General features: G+C 41.4%; 27 protein-coding genes and 1 riboswitch. Of the genes, 8 read left to right on the top strand and 19 right to left on the bottom strand.

Annotation, left to right across the window (positions count from 1 at the left end; translation table 11 throughout):
- The first annotated feature begins 316 nt into the window (after positions 1-316).
- A complete protein-coding gene (locus ACSLGF_RS11635; RefSeq protein ID WP_456005550.1) occupies positions 317-544 on the top strand; it encodes a hypothetical protein in 228 nt (75 codons plus the stop codon).
- A 35-nt stretch (positions 545-579) separates the two neighbouring features.
- Here the strand turns inward: ACSLGF_RS11635 and ACSLGF_RS11640 are convergent, their stop codons facing one another.
- The 5 genes from ACSLGF_RS11640 to licT form a co-directional block, all read right to left on the bottom strand.
- Positions 580-1,227 carry a hypothetical protein gene (locus ACSLGF_RS11640; protein WP_456005553.1) on the bottom strand — a complete coding sequence of 216 codons (648 nt, stop codon included), beginning with the start codon at positions 1,225-1,227 and terminating at the stop codon, positions 580-582.
- 309 nt (positions 1,228-1,536) lie between these two features.
- On the bottom strand, positions 1,537-1,803 hold the full coding sequence (locus tag ACSLGF_RS11645; RefSeq protein ID WP_456005555.1) for a hypothetical protein: 267 nt from the start codon (positions 1,801-1,803) through the stop codon (positions 1,537-1,539).
- Positions 1,804-2,513: 710 nt separating this feature from the next.
- Positions 2,514-3,935, bottom strand: a complete 1,422-nt coding sequence (locus ACSLGF_RS11650; protein WP_456005558.1) for a glycoside hydrolase family 1 protein — start codon at positions 3,933-3,935, stop codon at positions 2,514-2,516.
- 19 nt (positions 3,936-3,954) lie between these two features.
- Positions 3,955-5,808: a beta-glucoside-specific PTS transporter subunit IIABC gene (locus ACSLGF_RS11655; RefSeq protein ID WP_456005560.1), complete on the bottom strand. Its 1,854-nt coding sequence runs from the start codon at positions 5,806-5,808 to the stop codon at positions 3,955-3,957.
- Positions 5,809-6,043: 235 nt separating this feature from the next.
- Entirely contained in the window at positions 6,044-6,880 is an 837-nt protein-coding gene (licT, locus tag ACSLGF_RS11660; protein WP_456005678.1) for a BglG family transcription antiterminator LicT, read from the bottom strand.
- A gap of 185 nt (positions 6,881-7,065) precedes the next feature.
- On the opposite strand from licT, the gene ACSLGF_RS11665 reads away from it, so the two are divergent.
- Positions 7,066-7,266: a hypothetical protein gene (locus ACSLGF_RS11665; RefSeq protein WP_456005563.1), complete on the top strand. Its 201-nt coding sequence runs from the start codon at positions 7,066-7,068 to the stop codon at positions 7,264-7,266.
- A gap of 83 nt (positions 7,267-7,349) precedes the next feature.
- Here ACSLGF_RS11665 and trhO read toward each other — a convergent pair whose 3' ends face one another.
- Positions 7,350-8,318 carry an oxygen-dependent tRNA uridine(34) hydroxylase TrhO gene (gene trhO / locus ACSLGF_RS11670; protein ID WP_456005566.1) on the bottom strand — a complete coding sequence of 323 codons (969 nt, stop codon included), beginning with the start codon at positions 8,316-8,318 and terminating at the stop codon, positions 7,350-7,352.
- Between the two features lie 195 nt (positions 8,319-8,513).
- Here trhO and ACSLGF_RS11675 point away from each other — a divergent pair, with 195 nt between their 5' ends.
- Positions 8,514-9,587 carry an iron-containing alcohol dehydrogenase family protein gene (locus ACSLGF_RS11675; protein WP_456005681.1) on the top strand — a complete coding sequence of 358 codons (1,074 nt, stop codon included), beginning with the start codon at positions 8,514-8,516 and terminating at the stop codon, positions 9,585-9,587.
- Positions 9,588-9,640: 53 nt separating this feature from the next.
- Here the strand turns inward: ACSLGF_RS11675 and ACSLGF_RS11680 are convergent, their stop codons facing one another.
- The 5 genes from ACSLGF_RS11680 to ACSLGF_RS11700 form a co-directional block, all read right to left on the bottom strand.
- Complete coding sequence (locus ACSLGF_RS11680) at positions 9,641-10,468, bottom strand: aldo/keto reductase (protein WP_456005568.1); 828 nt, start codon at positions 10,466-10,468, stop codon at positions 9,641-9,643.
- Between the two features lie 96 nt (positions 10,469-10,564).
- Entirely contained in the window at positions 10,565-10,981 is a 417-nt protein-coding gene (locus ACSLGF_RS11685) for a DUF5301 domain-containing protein (RefSeq protein WP_456005571.1), read from the bottom strand.
- 29 nt (positions 10,982-11,010) lie between these two features.
- Positions 11,011-11,472: a DUF523 domain-containing protein gene (locus ACSLGF_RS11690; RefSeq protein WP_456005574.1), complete on the bottom strand. Its 462-nt coding sequence runs from the start codon at positions 11,470-11,472 to the stop codon at positions 11,011-11,013.
- Positions 11,469-11,714 (bottom strand): hypothetical protein, encoded by a 246-nt coding sequence (locus tag ACSLGF_RS11695; protein WP_456005577.1) that lies wholly within the window; start codon positions 11,712-11,714, stop codon positions 11,469-11,471. Before ACSLGF_RS11695 ends, ACSLGF_RS11690 begins: the two co-directional genes overlap by 4 nt.
- Before the next feature lie 111 nt (positions 11,715-11,825).
- Complete coding sequence (locus ACSLGF_RS11700; protein WP_456005579.1) at positions 11,826-12,284, bottom strand: MarR family transcriptional regulator; 459 nt, start codon at positions 12,282-12,284, stop codon at positions 11,826-11,828.
- A 247-nt stretch (positions 12,285-12,531) separates the two neighbouring features.
- Here ACSLGF_RS11700 and ACSLGF_RS11705 point away from each other — a divergent pair, with 247 nt between their 5' ends.
- Positions 12,532-12,906 carry a MaoC/PaaZ C-terminal domain-containing protein gene (locus ACSLGF_RS11705; RefSeq protein WP_256499239.1) on the top strand — a complete coding sequence of 125 codons (375 nt, stop codon included), beginning with the start codon at positions 12,532-12,534 and terminating at the stop codon, positions 12,904-12,906.
- 233 nt (positions 12,907-13,139) lie between these two features.
- Here the strand turns inward: ACSLGF_RS11705 and ACSLGF_RS11710 are convergent, their stop codons facing one another.
- On the bottom strand, positions 13,140-14,312 hold the full coding sequence (locus tag ACSLGF_RS11710; RefSeq protein ID WP_456005581.1) for an MFS transporter: 1,173 nt from the start codon (positions 14,310-14,312) through the stop codon (positions 13,140-13,142).
- A gap of 75 nt (positions 14,313-14,387) precedes the next feature.
- A riboswitch (purine riboswitch) is annotated at positions 14,388-14,487 on the bottom strand.
- A 399-nt stretch (positions 14,488-14,886) separates the two neighbouring features.
- Between ACSLGF_RS11710 and proS the strand changes: the two genes are divergently transcribed.
- Together proS and ACSLGF_RS11720 are read left to right on the top strand one after the other, a co-directional pair.
- On the top strand, positions 14,887-16,320 hold the full coding sequence (gene proS / locus ACSLGF_RS11715) for a proline--tRNA ligase (protein ID WP_456005583.1): 1,434 nt from the start codon (positions 14,887-14,889) through the stop codon (positions 16,318-16,320).
- Positions 16,321-16,465: 145 nt separating this feature from the next.
- Complete coding sequence (locus tag ACSLGF_RS11720; protein WP_456005586.1) at positions 16,466-16,642, top strand: hypothetical protein; 177 nt, start codon at positions 16,466-16,468, stop codon at positions 16,640-16,642.
- 51 nt (positions 16,643-16,693) lie between these two features.
- On the opposite strand, the gene ACSLGF_RS11725 is transcribed toward ACSLGF_RS11720, so the two are convergent.
- The 7 genes from ACSLGF_RS11725 to ACSLGF_RS11755 all read right to left on the bottom strand — a co-directional run bounded on the left by ACSLGF_RS11725 (position 16,694) and on the right by ACSLGF_RS11755 (position 20,780).
- Positions 16,694-17,470, bottom strand: coding sequence for a sulfite exporter TauE/SafE family protein (locus tag ACSLGF_RS11725; protein ID WP_456005588.1), 777 nt, complete (start codon positions 17,468-17,470; stop codon positions 16,694-16,696).
- A gap of 57 nt (positions 17,471-17,527) precedes the next feature.
- Positions 17,528-17,758, bottom strand: coding sequence for a sulfurtransferase TusA family protein (locus ACSLGF_RS11730; protein ID WP_456005592.1), 231 nt, complete (start codon positions 17,756-17,758; stop codon positions 17,528-17,530).
- A gap of 33 nt (positions 17,759-17,791) precedes the next feature.
- Positions 17,792-18,919: an MBL fold metallo-hydrolase gene (locus ACSLGF_RS11735; protein WP_456005594.1), complete on the bottom strand. Its 1,128-nt coding sequence runs from the start codon at positions 18,917-18,919 to the stop codon at positions 17,792-17,794.
- 14 nt (positions 18,920-18,933) lie between these two features.
- Positions 18,934-19,494, bottom strand: coding sequence for a sulfurtransferase TusA family protein (locus ACSLGF_RS11740; RefSeq protein ID WP_456005596.1), 561 nt, complete (start codon positions 19,492-19,494; stop codon positions 18,934-18,936).
- A gap of 46 nt (positions 19,495-19,540) precedes the next feature.
- Positions 19,541-19,903, bottom strand: coding sequence for a rhodanese-like domain-containing protein (locus tag ACSLGF_RS11745; protein ID WP_456005597.1), 363 nt, complete (start codon positions 19,901-19,903; stop codon positions 19,541-19,543).
- Positions 19,904-19,917: 14 nt separating this feature from the next.
- Positions 19,918-20,400, bottom strand: coding sequence for a DsrE/DsrF/DrsH-like family protein (locus tag ACSLGF_RS11750; protein ID WP_456005599.1), 483 nt, complete (start codon positions 20,398-20,400; stop codon positions 19,918-19,920).
- A 119-nt stretch (positions 20,401-20,519) separates the two neighbouring features.
- A complete protein-coding gene (locus ACSLGF_RS11755) occupies positions 20,520-20,780 on the bottom strand; it encodes a metal-sensitive transcriptional regulator (protein WP_003217059.1) in 261 nt (86 codons plus the stop codon).
- A gap of 189 nt (positions 20,781-20,969) precedes the next feature.
- Here ACSLGF_RS11755 and ACSLGF_RS11760 point away from each other — a divergent pair, with 189 nt between their 5' ends.
- Together ACSLGF_RS11760 and ACSLGF_RS11765 are read left to right on the top strand one after the other, a co-directional pair.
- A complete protein-coding gene (locus tag ACSLGF_RS11760) occupies positions 20,970-21,476 on the top strand; it encodes a hypothetical protein (RefSeq protein WP_456005601.1) in 507 nt (168 codons plus the stop codon).
- Between the two features lie 121 nt (positions 21,477-21,597).
- On the top strand, positions 21,598-22,206 hold the full coding sequence (locus ACSLGF_RS11765) for a transglutaminase-like domain-containing protein (protein WP_456005603.1): 609 nt from the start codon (positions 21,598-21,600) through the stop codon (positions 22,204-22,206).
- The last annotated feature ends 65 nt before the right edge of the window (positions 22,207-22,271 follow it).

A 22,271-nucleotide genomic window follows, 5' to 3' on the forward strand; every position in this document is an offset into this window, starting at 1 on the left:
CCTTATCGTTTTTGACTTGCGTATAACAGTATAAGGGCTGTTTTGGGCGGAAAACAGTCTATAAATCATATTGGATTCGGGTTATAATGATAGTAGAGAGCAAGATGTAATTGGATATAAAAAATAGCGTCAGTATAAAGAACAGTAAAAAAAGCGAGATGAAAATCTCATGCTCGCTTTGAAAGAATCCATTGAAACAAAAAAATAATTGCTGTAGCTCAACAAAAAAGTGGTGACAATTTTGGAAATAAACAGCCTAAAATGATATAATAAAGAGATAATCATTTCCCCCAGGCTCTTAAAGGAGGATAATTTATTGTTTTTTAAAACAAACAAAAATATAGATAAAACAAGTGTTAATGTGGCTTTTTATTGCACTTTCATTTATTGGTCAGGATTTTTATTAATAAATAGTATTCTTGATTTTTTTAATAATAGTATAAAAATAAATTCATTTTTGTTATTAATAACAGGATTAATCGTTTTTTTTGCAAGTGAATTTATGGCGAAATGTATTAAAAAAATAAAAGAAAACAAAAAATAATGAAGTGTGAGCTAAATACTCACACTTCATTATTTTTATTGGGATCTACAACTATATGAATTTGTCGCTCCTACACCCATTTTTGTGATAATAATACCTTTTCCTCTAGAATTACAAGCATCTAGAGTAGCAATACCTAACACTGGAACAGCTGCTAACAGTAATGTAAGGGCAGTAGGATTCTTAGCAAAGATTTTAGCTATCGCTGTACTTGTTGCCCAAAAACCACTATTTAAATTAACTGCCTTACTCAATTTATTTATTTGAGAGTTACTTATTTTGTATTCTTTGTAATTAAAACCCAAACCCTTTGTGGTCATGATTTGTTCATTAGAACTACTTAACTCATCAACATATTGACTGAATATCACAAGTGCATCCTCACCCGTCAACGAAGAAGATGCTTTATTTTTATAACTCATAATAGAATCATATAACATCTTAGTTTCTGGAGTCATTTTGTTTAATTCTTTTTGAGAGATTTCCTTAAGATTTTCCATATCTAACTTTGCATCTAATTCATTAATAGCCTTAATCAAAGCACCAGTGTTTTTTACATCCTTTTCAGATACACTTACAGATAAAGTTTTATCTTCAGACACATTATTACTAGCTGAAGCATTCAAAGGTATCATACTAACCAAAAATACTATGGATAATAGAAGCATAAAAGATTTTTTCAATTAAATTCTCCTTCTTTTCTATAAGTTTAGGTTGCAACCAAAACCAACTCTACATAATTAACTAGTAAATGTAAACAATTTTGGATAGTTTTTTACATAATCAAATGGAGAACAGTAAAAATATTCTACTCTCCATTTGATTATGTGATTCTTTATACCAACATAAGAATGGGCCATAACTCACCAATCTCTTTTGCTATCTTATCATCTTCTTCTGCTTCTGAAATCGCACATGCAATGTCATCAAAACAAACATAATGATTGCCCCTAAATCCATCATATGAATTTCAATTTGTCATCCCTTAACCTTCACAGTGAACCGATTCTATCACAAAAATATTCCTCATAACGAAGCACTGAAAAATAAAAAAATGATTGCGGATGGCGTAACCAAAAAAGAAATTTTTCAGCAAAATTCATGACATTATTATTCTTACGTTTTTTCATATAAACAGCAAAATAAGAAACACCAGTTAACATCATCAATACTGAAGAGTCATTTTGATCTTGCTGCTTTGGTTTAGGCTTTTCTTCATGGACTGAGCCTGTTCTATTATTAAGTGCTGCGCTTAACATTTGCATTAAGTCATTGAAAGCGTTTGATGCGGATGATTTAATCAAGATCCACTTAAATATACTTGTGATGAATGTAAAAATGTAAATCCATTAACTGGATCATTCTTCTCGTTAATTACAGAAGATAAGTTCCTAGAAGATCCAAATAAATATATCGAAAACGCGTACGAAAAAAGCACAAATATATCAGTGTACAAAATCTGTAGACAAAAATAAAAGACATTCTGAAACTCACCTTTATTTGAGCAGTCATTTGTTCATAGAGTGTGTTTTTCTTAATTATCTGAAAATAGACCTTAAATACTGGAGAATCCTGTGTATTTGGTATGGTATATTGCAAGTTAAACGGATAATATGTTTAACTTATTTTAACATGAGCAAACGCCCTTACACATTTTTATTAAGGAAAAAGCAATTTCTGAAGCTTTCTGCTATCACATATATTGAACAAGAACGATACTATGCAAACGAGAGCTTGCAGCTTCTGAAGAAAGAGTACAGTGAATGGCTACAAGCCTTATCGTACAGTAGTGTATAAAGCCCTTACTGAACTTGTTGAGGAAGGCATATTAGAGCATCATACAAACAACACCTCTCTTATAATGGTTATTTAACCAATTTTTACAATATATCATTAGGCTATCATTTTAGAACAACACGAACAAAAAAAGCCAACCACCCGCTCATAAGGTGATTGGCTTTTTCACGTTTTACTTCCCGATGTTTTCTCCATTTTGCTGAATCAATGTTTCATACCAATAAGAGCTCTTTTTCCGAATTCTGTTGAGGTCTTTTAGATCAAATTCTTCACGGTTGACGTAGATGAAACCGTAGCGCTTGGAGCATCCTTGGTGTGTGCTGATTAGGTCAATGGCTGACCATGGGCAGTATCCGAACACCTCGACACCGTCAGTGATCGCCCATCTGATTTGTTCGATATGTTTCTCTAAATAATCAATTCGATAATCGTCCTGAATGGACCCGTCTTCTTCTAATTGATCAAAGGCACCCAACCCGTTTTCAGTGATAATAAGCGGCAGCTGATAGCGGTCATAAATCTCGCGCATCGTTGAACGGAAGCCGACAGGATCAATCTCCCAGCCAAATGCATTTTTACTTAAGTACGGGTTATTGCCGCCTTTGTATACGCCATCTTCACCGGATTTCAAATGCTGATCTCCGCCGCGTGCAAACTCGTCATTGCCATCTCCTTTACTTGCTTCAACCGTTTGAGATGTATAGTAATTAAACGCAATGAAGTCTGGCTTCGCACTTTTCAAAATATCCATATCCCCCTCTTCAATGACAGGAAGAATATCCTTTTCTTTCATGTACGCCCATGCTAGGTTGTTATAACGGCCGAATACCGCCATATCAAGATAAAGCCAGTTGCGGATCGCATTGTAATTTGCCGCAGCAAGTACATCCTCAGGCTTTGGAGATGCCGGGTAAATGAGGGCGATGTTTGGTGCTGGTCCAATTTTCGCTTCAGGCAGCAAACGATGGCAGAGCGTCATGGCTTTCGCTTGCGCTACGAGCATATGGTGGTTTTGCTGATACAGTTCTTTTTTCGGATTCTCTAAATTTGGATCAAGTGTACCGAGCGCCGAGCCATGTAAAATCATCATGTTTTGTTCATTAATGGTCAGCCAATATTTTACCTTTTGACCATACTCCTGAAACAGAACTTCTGCATAGCGTTCAAACGCATCTACTGTCGCACGATTCGACCATCCGCCCTTCACTTGAAGCGCATGAGGTAGATCAAAATGATACATCGTCACGATCGGCTCAATGTCATAACGGCGTAATTCGTCAATGAGAGAATGATAGAAATCAATGCCCTTTTGATTGATCTCCCCATCTCCGTCTGGCATGATGCGTGTCCACGCAATGGAAAAGCGGTAAGCCTTCAAGCCCATTTCTGCAAACAGCTTCACATCCTCTTTATATCGGTGATAGTGATCGCTGGCTACCTTAAAATCAGTTGTTCCTTCAGGATAACTTTCTCTCATGTCAATGACAGAAGGCCCCTTTCCATCCTCGTTCCATGCACCTTCTACTTGATAGGCGGAAGTAGATCCGCCCCAGAAAAAGTCTTTTGGAAATGGTGCTAGTGTTGAATATCTCATGATTTCTTCCTCCCTTTTATTAAACTAAGTGTAAAAATGATTGTCCTGGTGTGATTTGTTTTTCTTCTGTTTCAATGATATCGCTAAATTCACCGGAATTGGTAATAATCACTGGTGTTGTGACCGACAGACCGGCTGCTTGAATGGCCTCAATATCAAACTCAGCAAGTAGTTCGCCTTCCGTGATCGTTTGTCCCTGCACAACCTTCGGGGTAAAATGCTGACCACCTAATTGTACGGTATCCAGTCCAATGTGAATGAGTACTTCTGCTCCGCTTTCAGAGGTGAGACCATACGCATGACCTGTTGGGAACACCGTTGTCACTACACCTGATACCGGTGCAAACAGCTTGCCTTCTGATGGAATGATGGCTGCGCCCTTTCCTAGTGCACCAGATGAGAATGCCTTATCTTGCACTTCCTCCAGCTTGATGACCTCGCCCTTTAAAGGACTTTTCACATGAGCTGCTTTGACACCATGTTCAGCCTTTGGTGCGGCACTCGCTACAGGCGTCTCATCTTCATCAACAGGATCTTTAAATCCAATTAAATATGTTAAGACGATGGATAGGACAAACGAGACCGAGATTCCGATTAAGAAACCTGTAAATCCTTGGCCGTAGAAGATCGGAAGTGTCAGTAAACTCGGAAGTCCTGACGCAATGGCAATACTTTGTGAATAACCGATAATCGCACCGCCGACCCCGGCAGAGATTACAGCTGCAATAAATGGTTTTTTCAAACGGAGCGTAACCCCGTATACAGCAGGCTCTGTAATCCCAAACACAGCAGAAACCGCTGTCGATCCAGCCAATGATTTCAGTTTTTTATTCTTTGTTTTCAGCATAACACCGATTGAGGCACCGGCTTGAGAGAACACAGCTGGCGCAGTGGCCGGCTTGATATGATCCTTTCCATGGACCGCAATATTATTTAAAATGACTGGCACAAGCCCCCAATGGATGCCGAAGATCACAAGAACCTGCCATGCCATCGCAATTAAAGCACCGGCAAGTGTAGGACTAAAGGAAAATACTTTTAGCAAGACGGCTGCAATGCCGTTTCCTGCATACACACCAAATGGTCCAAACACAATGAGTGTCAGCGGAACAACCGTGACGAGTAAAATCAGTGGTGTGATAAAGTTTTTGACGCTCTCATGAATCACTTTGTTAAAGAAACGTTCGATATACCCCATGACAAGCACTGCCAAAATAATGGGGATGACCGTTGATGTATAAGACATTAAGACAACCGGAATGCCGAAGAAGGTAACATCTCCGCCGCCTTTTGTCAGCTCTTGAATGGTTGGGTAGATAAGTGCACCTGCAATCGTCACAGCGACAAACGGATTTGCCTTAAACTTCCTAGCAGAAGTGAATGCGAGCAGTAATGGCAAGAAGTAGAACAAACTGTCTGACGCAGCAAATAAAATTTGATACGACGTATCTTCAGGAGATAACCATTTCGCATTGATACAGATGCCCAACAGACCTTTTAAAATACCGGCACCCGCCATCACGCCGAGAAGTGGTGTGAAAATGCCAGATACAATGTCGACGAATTTTCCAAAAAGACTTGTACTCTCTTCACTTGATCTAGCAGATGAAGAAGATGAATCCTCTAATAGATTCGTAAACTCCCCAATCTCTCGATAGACCTCTGGTACGGTATTGCCAATGACCACTTGGAATTGGCCGCCGCTTTCCATGACCGTCACAACACCATTTAATTTTTCAATCGCTGCTTTATCTGCTTTTGATCTGTCATTTAATGTGAAACGAAGTCTTGTGGCGCAATGTACCAATGAATGAACATTTTTCTCTGTGCCGATGTGTTTGATAATGTCTTCTGCTAATTGACGATAACTCATACAAAAACCCCCTTTTTTTCAAAAAAATACGTTTTCGGGCAAAATAAAAACCTAAACGGGCACCAAAAATAGTCGCAACTTGCCATTGCGCTTTTTCAGTGAACGTTTAGGTTTTGCCTGCCGAACAGTCACAATCCTCTAAGACGATCATTGTGAAACCGTATTCTTTTATGTTTATGAGCAAATAGTACCACTCACCTTTTCTCATGTCAACGCTTTCTTTGAAAATCTATCTTTATTTCTCCCGTTTGATGAGTCGATTCAAATGAATTGCCAGGTACAACATTTCCTCTGATGTAAGATCTCGATGATACGTTTGATAGACATATTCTGCGATTTTCTTTGCACATTCGTATGCCTTTGGATATTTCACTTTGATCAGCTGGTATAAATCCTGATCTTCGCTGACAAGTAATGTTTCGTTGATCAGACGCTGAACGAAAAAGCGCAAATGCGTGAGAAAACGGTAAAAGTTGAGTGAGTCCTCATCAAACTCCATGTTGAGATGATATTTCACAATGGTGAGAATGGCATTGACTTCTTTTGTGATATTGACCGTCGTATTCATATCCTCATTAAGCTCTGCATTAATGATATGCATGGCAATAAAGCCCGCTTCATCCTCAGGCAGTTCAATATGAAGACGCTCTTCAATCATCTCAAGACAATCTTTCGCCACGAGAAATTCATCTTTGTATAAGCGTTTAATCTCCCAAATAAGCGAATTCTCAATCAGGTGATTTTTCTTTAATCGTTCGATGGCGTAATGAATATGGTCTGCGAGCGATACATGCAGACTTTCGTTTAATCTTCGGTTCAGCTTTGTATGTGCATATTGAATCATTTCCTCGGTCACCTTGACCACATCATACGGAACCTCTTGCAGCAGCATTTTCATCCGCTCGTGAACGGAATGATCTTCTAGGCGGAAGACTTTATCAATTAACGCTTCGTCCACCGGGTCCCCGGGACGCCTTTGAAACGCAATGCCTCTACCCATGACGACAATTTCTTTTCCGTGTTCATCTATCACACTAATGACATTATTGTTTAGAACCTTTTGAATCTGTATCTCCAAACACCTCCGTCTATGACCCACAATCTTCACTCAAAATATCTCTCATCTTAACACAACTGTCAAATCACTTGGTGTTTTTATCTGACTTTTGCAATAGTTTTCATCAATATTTCTACTTCTTCATTGCTGGTCTGATCCTCCATCAGCCTGCATACAATACCCCGAGGAGGTGACCATCTATGAAGAATTTTTTCTGGTCCGCATCTTTTTTATTCATGCTCATCTTCACCCTCGTTTTTCTAGGAATAGTGTTTTGGCTTAGTGGACAAGGCTTGAATCAGCTATGGAGATATGTGCTCATCTCACTGGTCACAGCGGCTGTTTTACACGGTGTCACCACTTGGCTGAAGCGGCATGTGATGCATAGCTCATCAAAATAAAAAAGGCTGCCCGCAATGTTCAGGCAGCCTTTACTTTATTCTTTTTGATGATGCAAAGAAAAAAGGATAAAAGGGAAACCCTCCTATCCTTGTGAAATCGTTTGTTCTTTTTCAATCACAGCTAGTCTTTCTTGAACTTCTTCTTCAGACAGATTGTGCTGTTTGACATAAAGATTACGTTCGCTTGTACGACATTCATGACTGCAGCTGCGCATAAATTTGTGCTCATTTTCTTCTGTCGCAATGATTTTGCGATTGCATGCAGGGTTCGCACAGTTCACATAACGTTCGCAAGGCTCACCAGAGAAGAAATCTTTTCCGACAACCACGTGCTCTGTTTGATTGACTGGCACTGTTAAACGGTTATCGAACACATAACATTGACCATCCCATAGCTTCCCTTGGACTCCCGGGTCTTTTCCGTAAGTGACAATCCCGCCGTCAAGCTGAGATACATCTTCAAAGCCTTCACGCTTTAACCAGCCTGAGAATTTCTCACAGCGGACGCCTCCTGTGCAATAAGTCAGGATTTTTTTCCCTTCAAGAATCTCTTTGTTGTCACGAATCCACTCAGGTAATTCACGGAATGTTTCAATGTCAGGACGCACCGCACCTCTGAAGTGACCAACATCAAATTCATAATCATTACGCGCATCAATGACCACTGTATCAGGAGATTGCATTTGCTCGTAAAATTCGACCGGGCTGAGATGTTTACCCGTTAGTTCTAACGGATTCACGTCATCTTCAAGGCTTAGATTCACCAATTCATTACGATGGCGGACGTGCATTTTCTTAAACGCATGGCCATCTGCTTCGTCAATTTTAATCGGCATAGACGCAAAGCGTGGATCTTCTTTTAACGCTTGCATGTACTTGTCCGTTTGCTCAATGGTTCCTGAAACCGTTCCGTTTATACCTTCTGATGAAACAAGGATACGGCCTAACAAACCAAGCTCCTTACAGAAAGCTAAATGCTCTGCTGTAAACGTCTCTGGGTCCTCAATGGGGACATATTGATAGTAAAGTAATACACGATATTGTTTTTCCATCTATATAAACACCTCTTAAATTTAATGAAAATATACCATTGTTTATCATACAGGAAATACATACCTAAAGGCAATGTCAGCGGCTTAATTCCATAAAAAGGAAGGTCTTATTCCCTCATATTGTCGGATAATTTGACAGAACTTTCTGTATAATGAGATGATTTATGGACTATATGATTTTGAAAAGGAGCAGAGATAGAAGATATCGTCAGAAGCGGTCCCAACCAATTTATTTCTCAAAAGGGGATTTATCATCAACTAGAGACACTTGTTTCTTCCTTTCAATCACCCGCTGTAGTGACTGGATATCAGTCATATCATGCTTTTTCACAGTACACAAAGCTCCCGTCCCATTGGCCAGTTGTCCAGCACAAAGGATACAGTTCACCGAATGCGATTACACGAATTGCAGAAGAACTCAAAGGAGCAGATGTGGTCATCGGGATCGGGGGCGGCACTATTTTAGACACCGCCAAATCGGTTGCAGATGCTCTTCAAATTGAAGTCATCATGGTTCCAACGATTCCAGGTACATGTGCTGCGTCTACACCGCTCAGCGTCATTTATGATGACAAAGGGAATTTCATGAGAGTCGATTATCATAAGTGGTCCAGCTTTCTCACCTTAATTGATCATACCTTTTTGCTTTCATCTCCACTTTCCTATCTCCAAAGCGGAATTGGTGATACGCTCGCGAAATGGTATGAAGCGGAAGCCATTATTCGTAATGCAAAAGATTCCTTGCCGCTCATGGTACATGCTGCACTAAAACAAGCTGTATACGTTCGAGATATTCTTCTTTCTCATAGTGAAGAAGCCGTCAACAGCTTAAAAACAGGTCAGCTTTCGCAAGCATTTGCGGATGTCACAGATACGATTATTACATTAGCCGGCACGGTCGGCGGGTATGGGGGACGCTATGGAAGAATGGCAGGAGCCCATGCCATCCATAATGGATTGACATTTATTGAAGAAATGCATCATGTGTTACATGGACAAAAAGTAGCCTATGGCATTCTCGTTCAGCTTGCCGCAGAAAACCGAATGACAGAAGTAGATGAATTACTAGAGCTCTATCAAACACTTGGATTACCTAGAAATATGCATGAGCTTGGCATCAGGACTGATCTGAACGAAGCCGCTATTACGGTGGCGAGCTATGCTGCACGCGCAGATGAAACCTTTTGTTTGATTGGTGACTATTCCAAAGAGCAAATTGTCGACGCCATTCATATCATTGAGACGTATCAGTCCAAAAAAACCGTCTGAACATGCTGGCAAACAATAAAGCACAGGCGTCGCAGCCTGTGCTTTTCTCCATGTTAAAAATCAAAGTTATCTGGGTCTGGACCCGTCCGCTCGTTTTCATTTAGCTGATCGATGACACCCATCTCATGTGCGGACAGCTCAAAATCAAATACTTGTGTGTTTTCAATAATTCGACTCTTCGTCACAGACTTCGGAATGGTCACAATGCCATGCTGCAAGTCCCAGCGAAGAATCACTTGGGCCACTGATTTGTCATGTTTTTTCGCGATATCCTGAAGAACGGGATGGTTAAGAAGCTTCCCGCTGCCTAATGGCGACCACGCTTCTACGTGAATGCCTTTCTCCTTGCAGTAGTCTCGTAAAGGCTCCTGCGTCAGCTTTGGATGCAGCTCAATTTGATTGACCATTGGCACGACTTCTGCCTCTTCTAATAAATCCTCTAGATGGTGCTGATGGAAATTACACACCCCGATTGCTCGAACGCGTCCATCCTTATACAGCTTCTCTAGCGCTTTCCATGTCTCTTTATATTTGCCTTCAACCGGCCAATGAATTAAATAAAGATCTAATACATCCAGACCCAGCTTGTTCATACTCGTTTCAAAGGCTTCGAGTGTTGACTCATAGCCTTGATCACGATTCCAGACTTTTGTCGTAATGAACAGATCATCGCAAGAGATGCCTGATTGCTGAATGGCTTTGCCTACCCCTTCTTCATTTTGATAGGCCGCTGCTGTATCAATGCTTCGGTAGCCCGCTTCAAGAGCGTCTGTGACTGCATTGACAGCCTCATCCCCATCTTTTACTTGCCATACACCAAAGCCTAGCTTCGGCATGTTTACTCCGTTTGCTAATGTGACTGTATCTGTTAATCTACTCATCAAACAAACCTCCGCTTCATTTTTACTTACCAAGCACTATACCCGAATTTTTTATTTATCATGCATGAAGTTCGATCATTCAGAGACCGGCTGGTGTTATTTAATATATTTTCCTATATCGACTTGGTCGGCATCAACGATTTGATATTCACTGGTTCGATCTTTCATTTTAGAAAAATCATATGTCTCTAAAAAGCTTTGATCGTAAAAAGTTAGACCATATGCTTCCTTCTCATTCTCATACACTCTGATCCAATAGGGCTCTTTTGAGGTTTTTTTAGCTTCATTCGTTTTCTTTAATTTGATACCTGAAAATTCCTTCAGCAGCTTTTGAATATCCTCTTTCTTTTCCACCACAACACGTTCTTTATCATGCTCAATTTGAATCGAAGTCACCTTGTTTTTATCAATTGAGACCACATCATCAAAAGAGTATGTTTTCGCATTGATCATAAAATAAATGCCAATTCCTATTAAAATAACGACAACTACACCAATGATCCACTTTTTCAACCTGACTCCTCCTTCTATTCACATCACACCTATAGAAACAACGAGGTCCAATCATCCTCCTCAGAGAACACCTGAATCCCATGCTGTTTCAGCAAGGCGGACGTCACACCATCTCCAGCCTTCGTCTTACCGTTAAAATCCCCCCGATAAATCATCCGGCTGCCGCAAGAAGGGCTGTACTCTTTTAACACAACCGCTTTCGCTTCAAGAGACTGAACCTGTTCAAGCGTAGCTTTTGCACCTTTTACATACATCTCTGTGACATCAGTTCCATGCACATCGACAACAGAGGCAATGCCCTGTAATACATCATATCCATCGCCGCCAATGATTTCTGCTGGAGGCCTTGGCGTGGAGAAGCCGCCAAGCAGCTCGGGGCAAACCGTGACCGCCTTTCCCTCCTGAACAAGCTCCTCGATTCGCCGATCTAATCGGTGGCTGCCATTATAACGAACCTTCAATCCAGCAAGACAAGCGCTGACGACAATCACGTATGTTCCTCATTTCTATGGATTGAGCGTTTTTTGCTGACCGAAAAATAGATACTTAACGGCAAACAGAATATCATGTACACCAAAAAAGGCAGAGCACAATACAAAGCAGCAGGCCAAACCGACCCTTCCACTCCTGTAATGCCAAAAAAATAAACAAATAATAGCAAGCTGACAAACAATCCAGCGAACGGCATAATGAACATGTACTTTTTAAAATTTTCTATCATTTCTTTCTCCAAAAAGGCTCCCTCCTTTTGATCATGATCACGAATAACATCAATATATGTTAATTTTACCATATAAAAAACCGAAATCATCTAGTTTGTATGATGGTTTCGGTCTTTTTTTATTTATATCTTTTCCTTCCAAGCCTTTAAGAAGCGTTCGATCACTTGTAATTCATCTTCATTAAATTGATGAAGGAATTCTAAATAGGATGTGACTGCTTTTTCATGAAGTTCATCATGCAACGCCGCCAATTGCGTGCCTTCCTCTGTCAGTGAATAATAGACAGATTTCTTATCACCTTGCCGGTGGCAATAGTCCACCATGCCTTTTTCGATGAGTTTTTTCACAGCCTTTGTAATGGCTGGCTTTGACAGTTGCAGTTGTTGAGATAGAAATGTATTATTTGATTCGTTTGGATTGGCTTGAATCATCGATAAAATGTGAAGCTGTGTGAGTGTCCAATCTTGCTTGAGTGTATCAGTCGTGGTAATCAGTGGATCTGTTGGATCGTTTCGTCTCTTTTCCCTATGCATTATCAGATCTTGAATCGCTTTTAAGACAATCTGCTCTTTTGTTTCCATCTGAACCTCCACTCTTAACTGGTTAATAAAATGGTACTAATAATCAAGAGAGGAGTCAAAAGAAATGTGAATGTGAGAAAAAGAACAGGCCATCGGACCCGATAAGTGTATGAACTTTTCTACTAGATTACACGATATGAAACTGTATGTTTTCCTTTTAGCAAAGGAGTTGCAGACCTATTCCTCAAAAATGAATGTACACTCATTCATTCCTTTGATACATTTAAAAAAAGGAGCTGAAGGAAAGATGATTCAACCGGGTGATCAATTTCAAACAAGCAGAACCTATACACACGAAGACGTGATTCAATTCGGCGAAATGACAGGCGATCTCGGCAAACACCATACCGAGCTGGATGACCGGGGGAGGCGAGTGGTTCACGGCTTTCTCACGGCAAGTCTGGCCACTAAGCTTGGCGGTCAGTTTCATTTTATTGGTCAAGACATGACATGTACCTTCATCCGCCCCGTTTATACAGGTGATACCATTACCTGTCAGATGACCGTCACAAAGGTGGAACCCCTTGAACAATATGACCGTGTGCACCTTTTTTCTCGCTATATCAACCAGCATGGAGAAGAAGTGATTACTGGTAAAAGTGAAGGTGTGATTTTGAAATAGAATAGAACATCAAAAAGCTGCCTAATCATAGGCAGCTCAGCGTGTAGACAAACCCTCGCATTCGTTGTCAGGTCTGCGCTTCGGTGCTCACGAATGTCAAATTCGCTCCGCTCCGGTGCTCGTCCTTCCTAGACTTCAAAGGTTTTCTATCACGCTGAAAAGAAGACAAAGGGCTAAAATAAAGTTCATTTTAGCCCTTTGTCAACAATCTGAAGCTGCCTAATCATAGGCAGCTATTCAGCATGATTCTGACGATCCATATAAAGTGGCGGTCTCTTCAACGAAATCACCGCACAGCTAAAGGCAATCAGCACAAACACAGCACCGAATTTAGCCAAATCAACGGATGAACCGGTCATCGTAAATATGACACCGCCCACTGCTGATCCGATCGAGATGCCAATTTGCAAAGCCGATGTATTTAAACTTTGCTGAATATCAGACGTCACCGGGTCTGTTTGAATCAGATAGCTTTGCAAAGCAGGCGTCAGTGCCCAACTAAGCGCTCCCCATAGGACAACCATCACCATAAAGAGCACAAACACACCCGCTGTATAAGGAATGATAAACATCACAGCCGCAAACGCTATTGTCACAAGCAAGATGGCTTTCCCTGAACCCAGTTTGTCACTAAGCCAGCCGCCAAAACCATTTCCGCCAATAGACGCAAGCCCGAAGACCAAATAACAAATACTAATCCAAAACGGTGTCATATGCAGAACTTCCATTAGAAATGGGGTGAAATAAGAATAAAGCATATAATGGCCCGCAAGCATAAACAAACTAATCAAGTGTGCACTAAAAATTTTCGGATGCCCTAAAGAACGAATCTGCTCTCTAAGAGGAGTGACTTTTTCAACTGGCATTTTTTCCAATAGAAAATAGATCAGCACCATGGATATGGCAGATAGAATACTGATTCCTAAAAACATCACTCTCCAGCCAAAGCTCTCTGTAATAAAGATACCGATCGGTACACCGAGAACAAGTGAAGAACTAATCCCTATAAAAATCAGCCCTAAAGCCTTCGCACGATGCGATGGTTCCACCAATTTGGCGGTAATCGTCAGTGATAACACCACAACAAGCGCTGTGCTCATCGCGATCAATACCCGTGAGATCATGACAAGGGCAAAGGTCGAACTAAAATAAGTGAACACATTTCCTAATGTAAACACCAATAACGCTATTAAATAAAGACGCTTTCGTTCGATTTTGGCTGTGGCAGTCAGCAGAACAGGTGCTGAAATGGCATACACAATGGCAAATACGGTAATGAGCTGCCCAGCTGTTGCAAGAGATACGTTCAGATCCTCTGCAAGACTTGGCAAAATGCCTCCGACCACAAGCTCAACTAATCCAACCGCAAAAGTAGAAACGGCTAATAAATATACTCTCCAGTTCATGTCTAACATCCCTTCTCTATATCATGGCTTTCACTTTTGATACAGAGTGTAGACAAACAAAAACCCTGATTACAAAAAAGGAAAGCACGCTTTTGTAATCAGGATTTATCGGATCCTGGTAGAAACCCTCAAACCATATTATTGAGGTTATACAAGTCTATTTTTTTCTTCAAATATATTAGCATAGCCTCACATAACTAGCAAGCTGCAAAAATAGAAAATTCCTGCCAATTGGAGCTCAAAGCAAAAGACCCACAAAGGCAATAAACGAGCCCGCAGATCAACTTGATTTCTCCTGCATTTACAGGTAAACTGATGAAAAATCAACGAACAATGATCAACGTAGATCTGGAATAGTAGCTTGAATCGATCTTTAACAGAGAGGGAACGGTGTTGAGAAGTTCCTACTGACATCTTCAAGTGAACCTGCCGATTTAGTTCTGTTTCATACAGCGGTTCATACCGTTATCATGATCGAGTGTAAAGCTGTGCTTTAAATTAGGGTGGTACCACCAGGAATGGTCCCTAACTTAAAGCACAGCTTTTTTTGTTTTTTAAAAGGAGGAAAAATGCGATGTCAAAGAAACAATTTGTTGAGAAAATTACAAGCATGGAAGACGACTTTGCCCAGTGGTATACAGATGTTGTCACAAAGGCGCGGCTCGTCGATTATTCAAGCGTCAGAGGCAGTATGATCATTCAGCCATACGGCTTTAAAATTTGGGAAAACATTCGCGACGAACTTGACCGTCAAATCAAAGAAACCGGTCATGAGAATGTCTATATGCCGCTCTTTATCCCAGAAAGCCTGCTGCAGCAAGAAAAAGATCATATCGAAGGCTTCGCTCCTGAAGTGGCGTGGGTCACTCATGGCGGTGAATCAGCATTACAAGAAAGACTCTGCGTCAGACCAACCTCTGAAGTGCTGTTCGCTGAGCATTACAAAAACATCATTCACTCCTACCGCGATTTACCAAAGCTGTATAACCAATGGGCCAATGTCGTCCGCTGGGAAAAGACAACCCGCCCATTCCTAAGAACCCTTGAATTCCTATGGCAGGAAGGGCATACATGCCATGAGACGGAGCAAGAAGCAATTGAAGAAACAGAAAGAATGCTCCACATCTACGCTTCTCTTTGCGAAGAGCTTCTTGCTATTCCTGTCATTAAAGGGAGAAAAACAGAGAAGGAAAAATTCGCCGGAGCCCGTTTCACCTATACGATCGAAAGCCTGATGCATGATGGAAAAGCACTGCAAACCGCCACTTCTCACTTCTTCGGCAACGGATTTGCAAAGGCATTTGGCATTGAATTCTTAAACCGTGAAGGAAAACTAGAGCATGTCCAGCAAACCTCTTGGGGCTTCACGACAAGAATCATCGGCGCCATGATCATGGTGCATGGCGATGATAGAGGACTCGTCCTCCCGCCAAATATTGCGCCAACCCAAGTACGTATTGTGCCAATCGCTTCCCATAAAGAAGGTGTACTGGATCATGCCTATGAATTGAAAGATCGACTCGCCCGCATCGCACGTGCTGACATCGATGCAAGCGATAAACAGCCAGGCTGGAAATTCAACGAATGTGAAATGCAGGGTATTCCTTTACGTGTAGAAGTTGGACCAAAGGACATCGAAAAGGGACAAGTGATGCTCGCAAGACGAGACACAGGCGAAAAGCAAGCCGTCACGTTAGATGCACTTGAACAAACCATCATATCCACCCTTGAAGACATCCAGCGGACCATGTACGAAAAGGCGAAAGAACGATTACATGAAAAAACATCACACGCCCACACAATCGAAGACATCGAGCAAATCCTTTCGGAAGAAAACAGATTGATCAAAGCGATGTGGTGCGGTGACGAAGCCTGTGAAAACGACGTCAAAGAAAGAACAGGGGCGACCTCACGCTGTATCCCATTTGAACAGGAATCCGTTTCTGACACATGCGTCTGCTGCGGAAAGCCTGTATCTGATATGGTATTCTGGGCAAAAGCCTACTAATAATATGGACGAAAGAGAAGCATATTTCACGATGCTTCTTTTTTTGTTAAAAAGAGCCAAACACCCATTGACCTCACCTGCACGATCCCCTATAATTCTTATTAATATAATCGGTTTTTAAGACTTTAACTGGAGTGGTGAATCTATGAAGCGCTGGCCCTCATTCTTTGCCGAACGCTGCCCTAAATGTAAAACAGCATTAGAAGTCTCAAAGTCCAATGCCCTGCAAGGCAAAGTCGTGAAAACATGCCCCAACCTTCATTATCAAAAAGAGTTTCACCCAGCACTTGAAACGTATATCGAGCACGATGACGTCAAATAAAAAAGACCAACACGTTTGAAGCAGGATCTGCTTTCTCTGTTGGTCTTTTCTTCAAAATAGATCCAGCCAAATTTTGATCGCTGTCGCTGTAATCATCACGGCAAGTAGCCATTGTAAGAAGACGGCATTGATTTTCTGACCGACCTTGGCACCAATCGGAGCGGCAATCAAACTTGCCGTCATTAACACAACAGCAGGAAGGAGCATCACTTGACCCGTCAATATCTTTCCAGTAGATGCGCCTATGGCAGAAAGAAACGTAATCGCAAGTGATGACGCAATGGTCATCCGTACAGGAATTTTTAAAATAGACAGCATCACAGGCACCAAAATAAATGCCCCGCCAGCGCCTAGCACACCTGATACACTGCCGATCACAAAAGCAATACCAGCTGCCAGCCCTTTATGAAAAGTCACTTCTCCCTCTACGTCTGCACGCTGTCCTTTTTTCGGGATCAGCATAAGGATAACGGCTACAATGGCGAGCAGTCCATAGACGAGATTCATCCCTTTCTCCGGCATGAAATGTGATACATAACTGCCTAATAAGCTGCCAGCCAATATACTGCTCCCCATATATAAAATCAACGAGCGGTGTAAAAACCCGCTTTTCCGATACGCCAGTACACCACCGAGTGTCGAAAAGAGCACCTGAATGGCGCCAATCCCTGATACCTCGTGTGCTGACAGTGCCATCACACCAACAAGAGGCGGGATATAAAGCAGCATGGGATAGTTGATCACAGATCCCCCGATCCCCACCATTCCTGATAAGAAGGAACCAATACATCCGATGATAAAAAGTGTAATCAAAAACGCAAAATCCACGCTGGTCTCCTCCTTTGCAAAAGGAAAAGGGGATCTTTAGCAGATACCCTACATCCTTTAGGACCCTTTTCTCACCCAGAACTTCAGCACATGCCCTTCTTCCGTCTGCGTGATCAATTCATGTCCGCTTGACTTCGCCCATGCAGCCAAGTCAGCTTTAGCTCCTTTATCAGTTGCATGTATTTCTAACACTTGACCTTCCGCCAAGTCGTTCATTTTTTTCTTCGTTCGAATAATCGGCATTGGGCACGCAAGCCCCGTTACGTCTAACATTTGATCTGATATCATCTGATCGCCCCTCTCTTCTTATTTTATTGAACATTATCGAATCGCACAACGGTTTGGGCCAATTTCCATTTCTCGCTGCGCTTCATCGTCTGGATTCAGCTTGCCCATATTGGTTTGTCGAATGTCTTGATAGGCGTTTGGCTGTGCAGGCAGATTCTGCGTGACCATTTGTCTAAATACGTCTTCATCTTCAATGTTCAGGCCATGATTTTCTTCAAACAGAACGCCCAGCTTCTTCCAAACGCTTCCGTCTTCATTGACCTCTTCCATGATCATGAAATGCGCAGGCAGAACAATCAAGTCTTTTGAAAGCATCGTATATCGTTCATAGAGTGTTTCTCTCAAATCACCTACCCAATCCTCCGCCATTCCAGCTAGATCTGGTCTTCCGATAGAATCAACGAACAAAATATCGCCTGAAAGAAGATATTGATCGTCCACGATAAAAGATGTTGAACCGATCGTATGACCGGGAGAATCAATCGGATGAATGCCAATGGTGGCCGCTCCTACGGTGATTCTTTGTCCTTCCTCAAGGCGTTTGTATTGAAACGTCACTTCCTCGGCATCCTTTGGCGGCAGCCAGTAAACCGCCCCAGTCTGATCAGCCAGCTTTTTCCCACCAGAAATATGATCCGCATGAAGGTGCGTATCGAACACATGCGTTACCGTGACATGATGCTTTTTAGCAAAATGGAGATAGACATCCGTCATTCTAGCTGCATCCACAATCGCAGCTTCCCCATTCGACATGATCATATAGGACAGACATCCCTTGCCCATTCGCACAAATTGATACAACTCTCCACCGCCTGTCAAATCACCAATCTTCACTGGCTCTACATGCTCACTCCATGCCTTCATGCCGCCCTGTAAATAATGGACAGTCCTGCCCGCCTCTGACAGCATCTCCGCTACCATAATGGAGGAGCCCTCTTTGGCACAAACCACCAGCACGTCTCGGTCACTCGGTACTTTGTGTAAAATATCCTCTACGCCATCAAGCAGGTCAAAGTAAGGCGCATTGACATATTCAATCGCTTCTCCTTCAATCTTCCAGTCCTGAGCATCTGCCTCATTTCGTACATCTAACAAAAAGAGCGGCTCTTTGTTGATGACCTTTTTTGTTAACTGGTCTGCCGTCATTGCCTTTACAGTCATGTTTGATTCAGCTCCTATTTTTCAATCTCTCCTGTCCAGCTGTTCATGCCTGGCACTACATTGATCAATTGATGAAATCCTTTTTCTTTTAACTTTTGTGCGGCTAATTCGCTTCTTCTGCCTGAATGACAGATGAGGTAAATGAGCGTCTCCCGGTTCAATTCCTCAGCACGATCTTCAACCTCGCCAAGCGAGATATGAACAGCGCCTGGAATATGCCCCGACTCGTATTCATCCGGCTCTCGTACATCTAAAATAAACAAAGGCTGACCTTCTTCTACCTTCTGTTGAAAGGTGTGCAAAGACATTTCCGAAATCATTGGCTGCCCACCCGCCTGTGGAGCGCCGCCCTTTCGGATCAAATGATGGAGCACCTGTCCTTCTACTTTTGTTCCTAAAAATTCGTGACCTGCACTTTTTGACCAAGCCGCTAGATCCGCTGTTGACCCTTTATCGGTTGCTTGCACTTCAAGCACATCACCTGGCAATAGCTCGTTCATTTGTTTTTTTGTTTTCACAATCGGCATCGGGCATGCCAGTCCTTTTGCATCTAAAATCGACGTTGGTTGCTGCATCGTATTTCCTCCTTTATATAGGGGTGGGGGTATATTTTTAAGCCTATTACGCCTTTGAACGCCAAGCATTCATACCACCCTTGATATTCGTAATATGGGTAAATCCCTGCTTTTTCAATATCTTGGCTGCCTGCATACTTCTCATCCCGCTCTGGCAAATCACATAAACCTCTTTGTCCTTCGCAAGCTGATGTGCTTGTTCTTTTAACTGAGATAAGGGGATGTTTTGAAATCCTTTGATATGGTTTGTTTGAAATTCTACAGGAGATCGTACATCAATGAGCTGTTGGTGTTTACTATGCCGTTTAGGTTTCATATCGGCTGCATCAATTTGTTTCACACCCCGTACGGGAAGAAAACGGCTCACCAGCAAACCGATGACGATGATGAACAAAAGCGTTTGAATCATGTTTTATCACCTCACTAGATAAATAAATTCACATTCCCGATTTCAGCCTCTGCTAAATACGCGGCCACACCGGCATATTGAATGTCAGCTAATAATTCCTTCTCCTGTAACCCTAAAAGATCCATCGTCATCGTACATGCAACGAGGTTGATCTCCTGTTCCTTCGCCATATCAATGAGCTGCGGCAAAGTCATGGCGTTGTGCTTTTTGATGACGTGCTTGATCATCTTCGGGCCCATCCCTGCAAAATTCATCTTTGACAGCCCCATTCGATCAGCGCCGCGCGGCATCATTTTGCCAAACATTTTCTCTAAAAAGCCTTTTTTCATTGGCACCATGTCATCCTTACGCAAGGCATTCAGTCCCCAAAAAGTATGAAAAATCGTCACCTCATGATCATAGGCTGCTGCGCCATTTGCGATAATATAAGCGGCCATGGCTTTATCATAATCTCCACTAAATAAAACAATTGTCGTCCGTTTCTTCTGTTCTTCCATTATGCTCCTCCTCCAAATCCAAATTACCCACAGGGGTATATAAAAAATATACATATACCGGTAAGGGTATATTATAACAAGTAAGAAAATCCGTCAACCTCCAAAGGCTGAAGAATTTCTTACCGGCTTTTCACCAATAGCTCAACCGCTTCTTTCACAAGACCTTCCGTATCCTTGCCTTGTTCAAGACTTTCACGGACACATTGTTCAAGGTTTGTACTCACAATGACACCCATTGCCCGGTCAATGGCATTGCGTGATGCAGACAGCTGCGTCACAACTTCACGACAATCCTTTCCTTGCTCCATCATCGCAAGGACACCCTTGATCTGCCCTTCAATTCGACGAAGACGGTTCTTCATCTGTTGATTATATTCCACCTTTAACACTCCTTTCTCTATATCCTATGATCAGATAGTATACCCTGAGAGGTATTTAGTCAAACTACTTGTACTTCTCTTTAGAGATAAAGTAGAAAGAGTATATAAAACATTGCATCATCAACCATTTATTGATAAAAAGAAGATAATCAAAAATCGAAAGGTCATTAGGAGAAAAGAGGAAAACACATGACTTTACATCATTATATTGGCGCAAACAAAGAACTGCCGCTTGGTCCCTTTGGTCAAAATCCTACATATAAACCGCTCTCTGAACTCAATCTCAAAACGTTTGATAGAAGACAAAAAAAGGCCAAAACCTATCAAAAAGAGGAGCCATTGATGACAGTATTCGAAACGGAAGAAGATTTTGCTGGCATTCACATTGCTCATGTAGATCCCGTCTATGAAGCGGTAAAAGACAAATTCACACATCCCTATATTTATGAATTAGGCATCATTCATTCCCTTCACCCTCTTTTTCTTTTCATTGAAACAGAGCTGTCAAAAGGAGAAACCATCGAAATCTATTCTTGTGTAGACGGACTAGAAACCAAAGAAAAAGACGATCAATTGGACGTAGAGATTGACCTAGGTCAAAACCGATTTGGGAAACATATACACTTTAAAGAGATAGATGAACTGATGTACATGTTCGAATTGGAACACTTACAATATGTGTTGGTGAAGAAATAGATCTCAGACCATAGTTTTCGATACATCTTTTTAATACATTTCTAATTTCTTAATATATTTACAATCTTGTTCTATGTTGTACTATCCATCGGTTAAAATGTAGAGAAAAGGAGAGATTGTAATGAACTTGACATGCGAATCCAAAGATTTAGATGATTATTTATGTGAACTAGCTGAAGTTGATTATTCTAATCCTGTTATTCGAGCAAAATCAAATGAACTGTTCAATACTTTGCAGACAGAAATAGAAAAAGCAAAAACAGCCTATGAATTTGTTCGAGATAAAATTCCCCATACATGGGACGCTCAATCAAAGCGAGTGACTTGTCATGCTTCAGAAGTATTAACCTTTAAAGAAGGAATTTACTACGCAAAATCGAACCTATTGGCTGCCCTGTTGCGTTCACAAGGAATACCCACAGGTTTTTGTTACCAGCGATTAATGTTGTTTGATACGCCAGATAAAGGATATTGCATTCACGCATTAAATGCTGTATTTTTTCATTCACTTAATAAATGGATTCGATTAGATTCTCGCGGCAATAAAACAGGGATTGATGCTCAATTTTCCCTTGATCATGAAAGATTAGCTTTTCCCATCCAACAAGAATTTGATGAAGTCGACTATCCTTTGATATATGTAAGACCACATCCAAAAACAATTAGCGTTTTAAAAGAACATACAGATGCTATTGAGATGTATAAACATCATTTACCAGAAAGGATATAGGCTTTATTTATTAAACTTTAGGATTTACTTTCCTGAAGAAAGTACTCTATATTTCATCCAGCAAT

The sequence above is a fragment of the Bacillus sp. A015 genome, assembly GCF_053851875.1.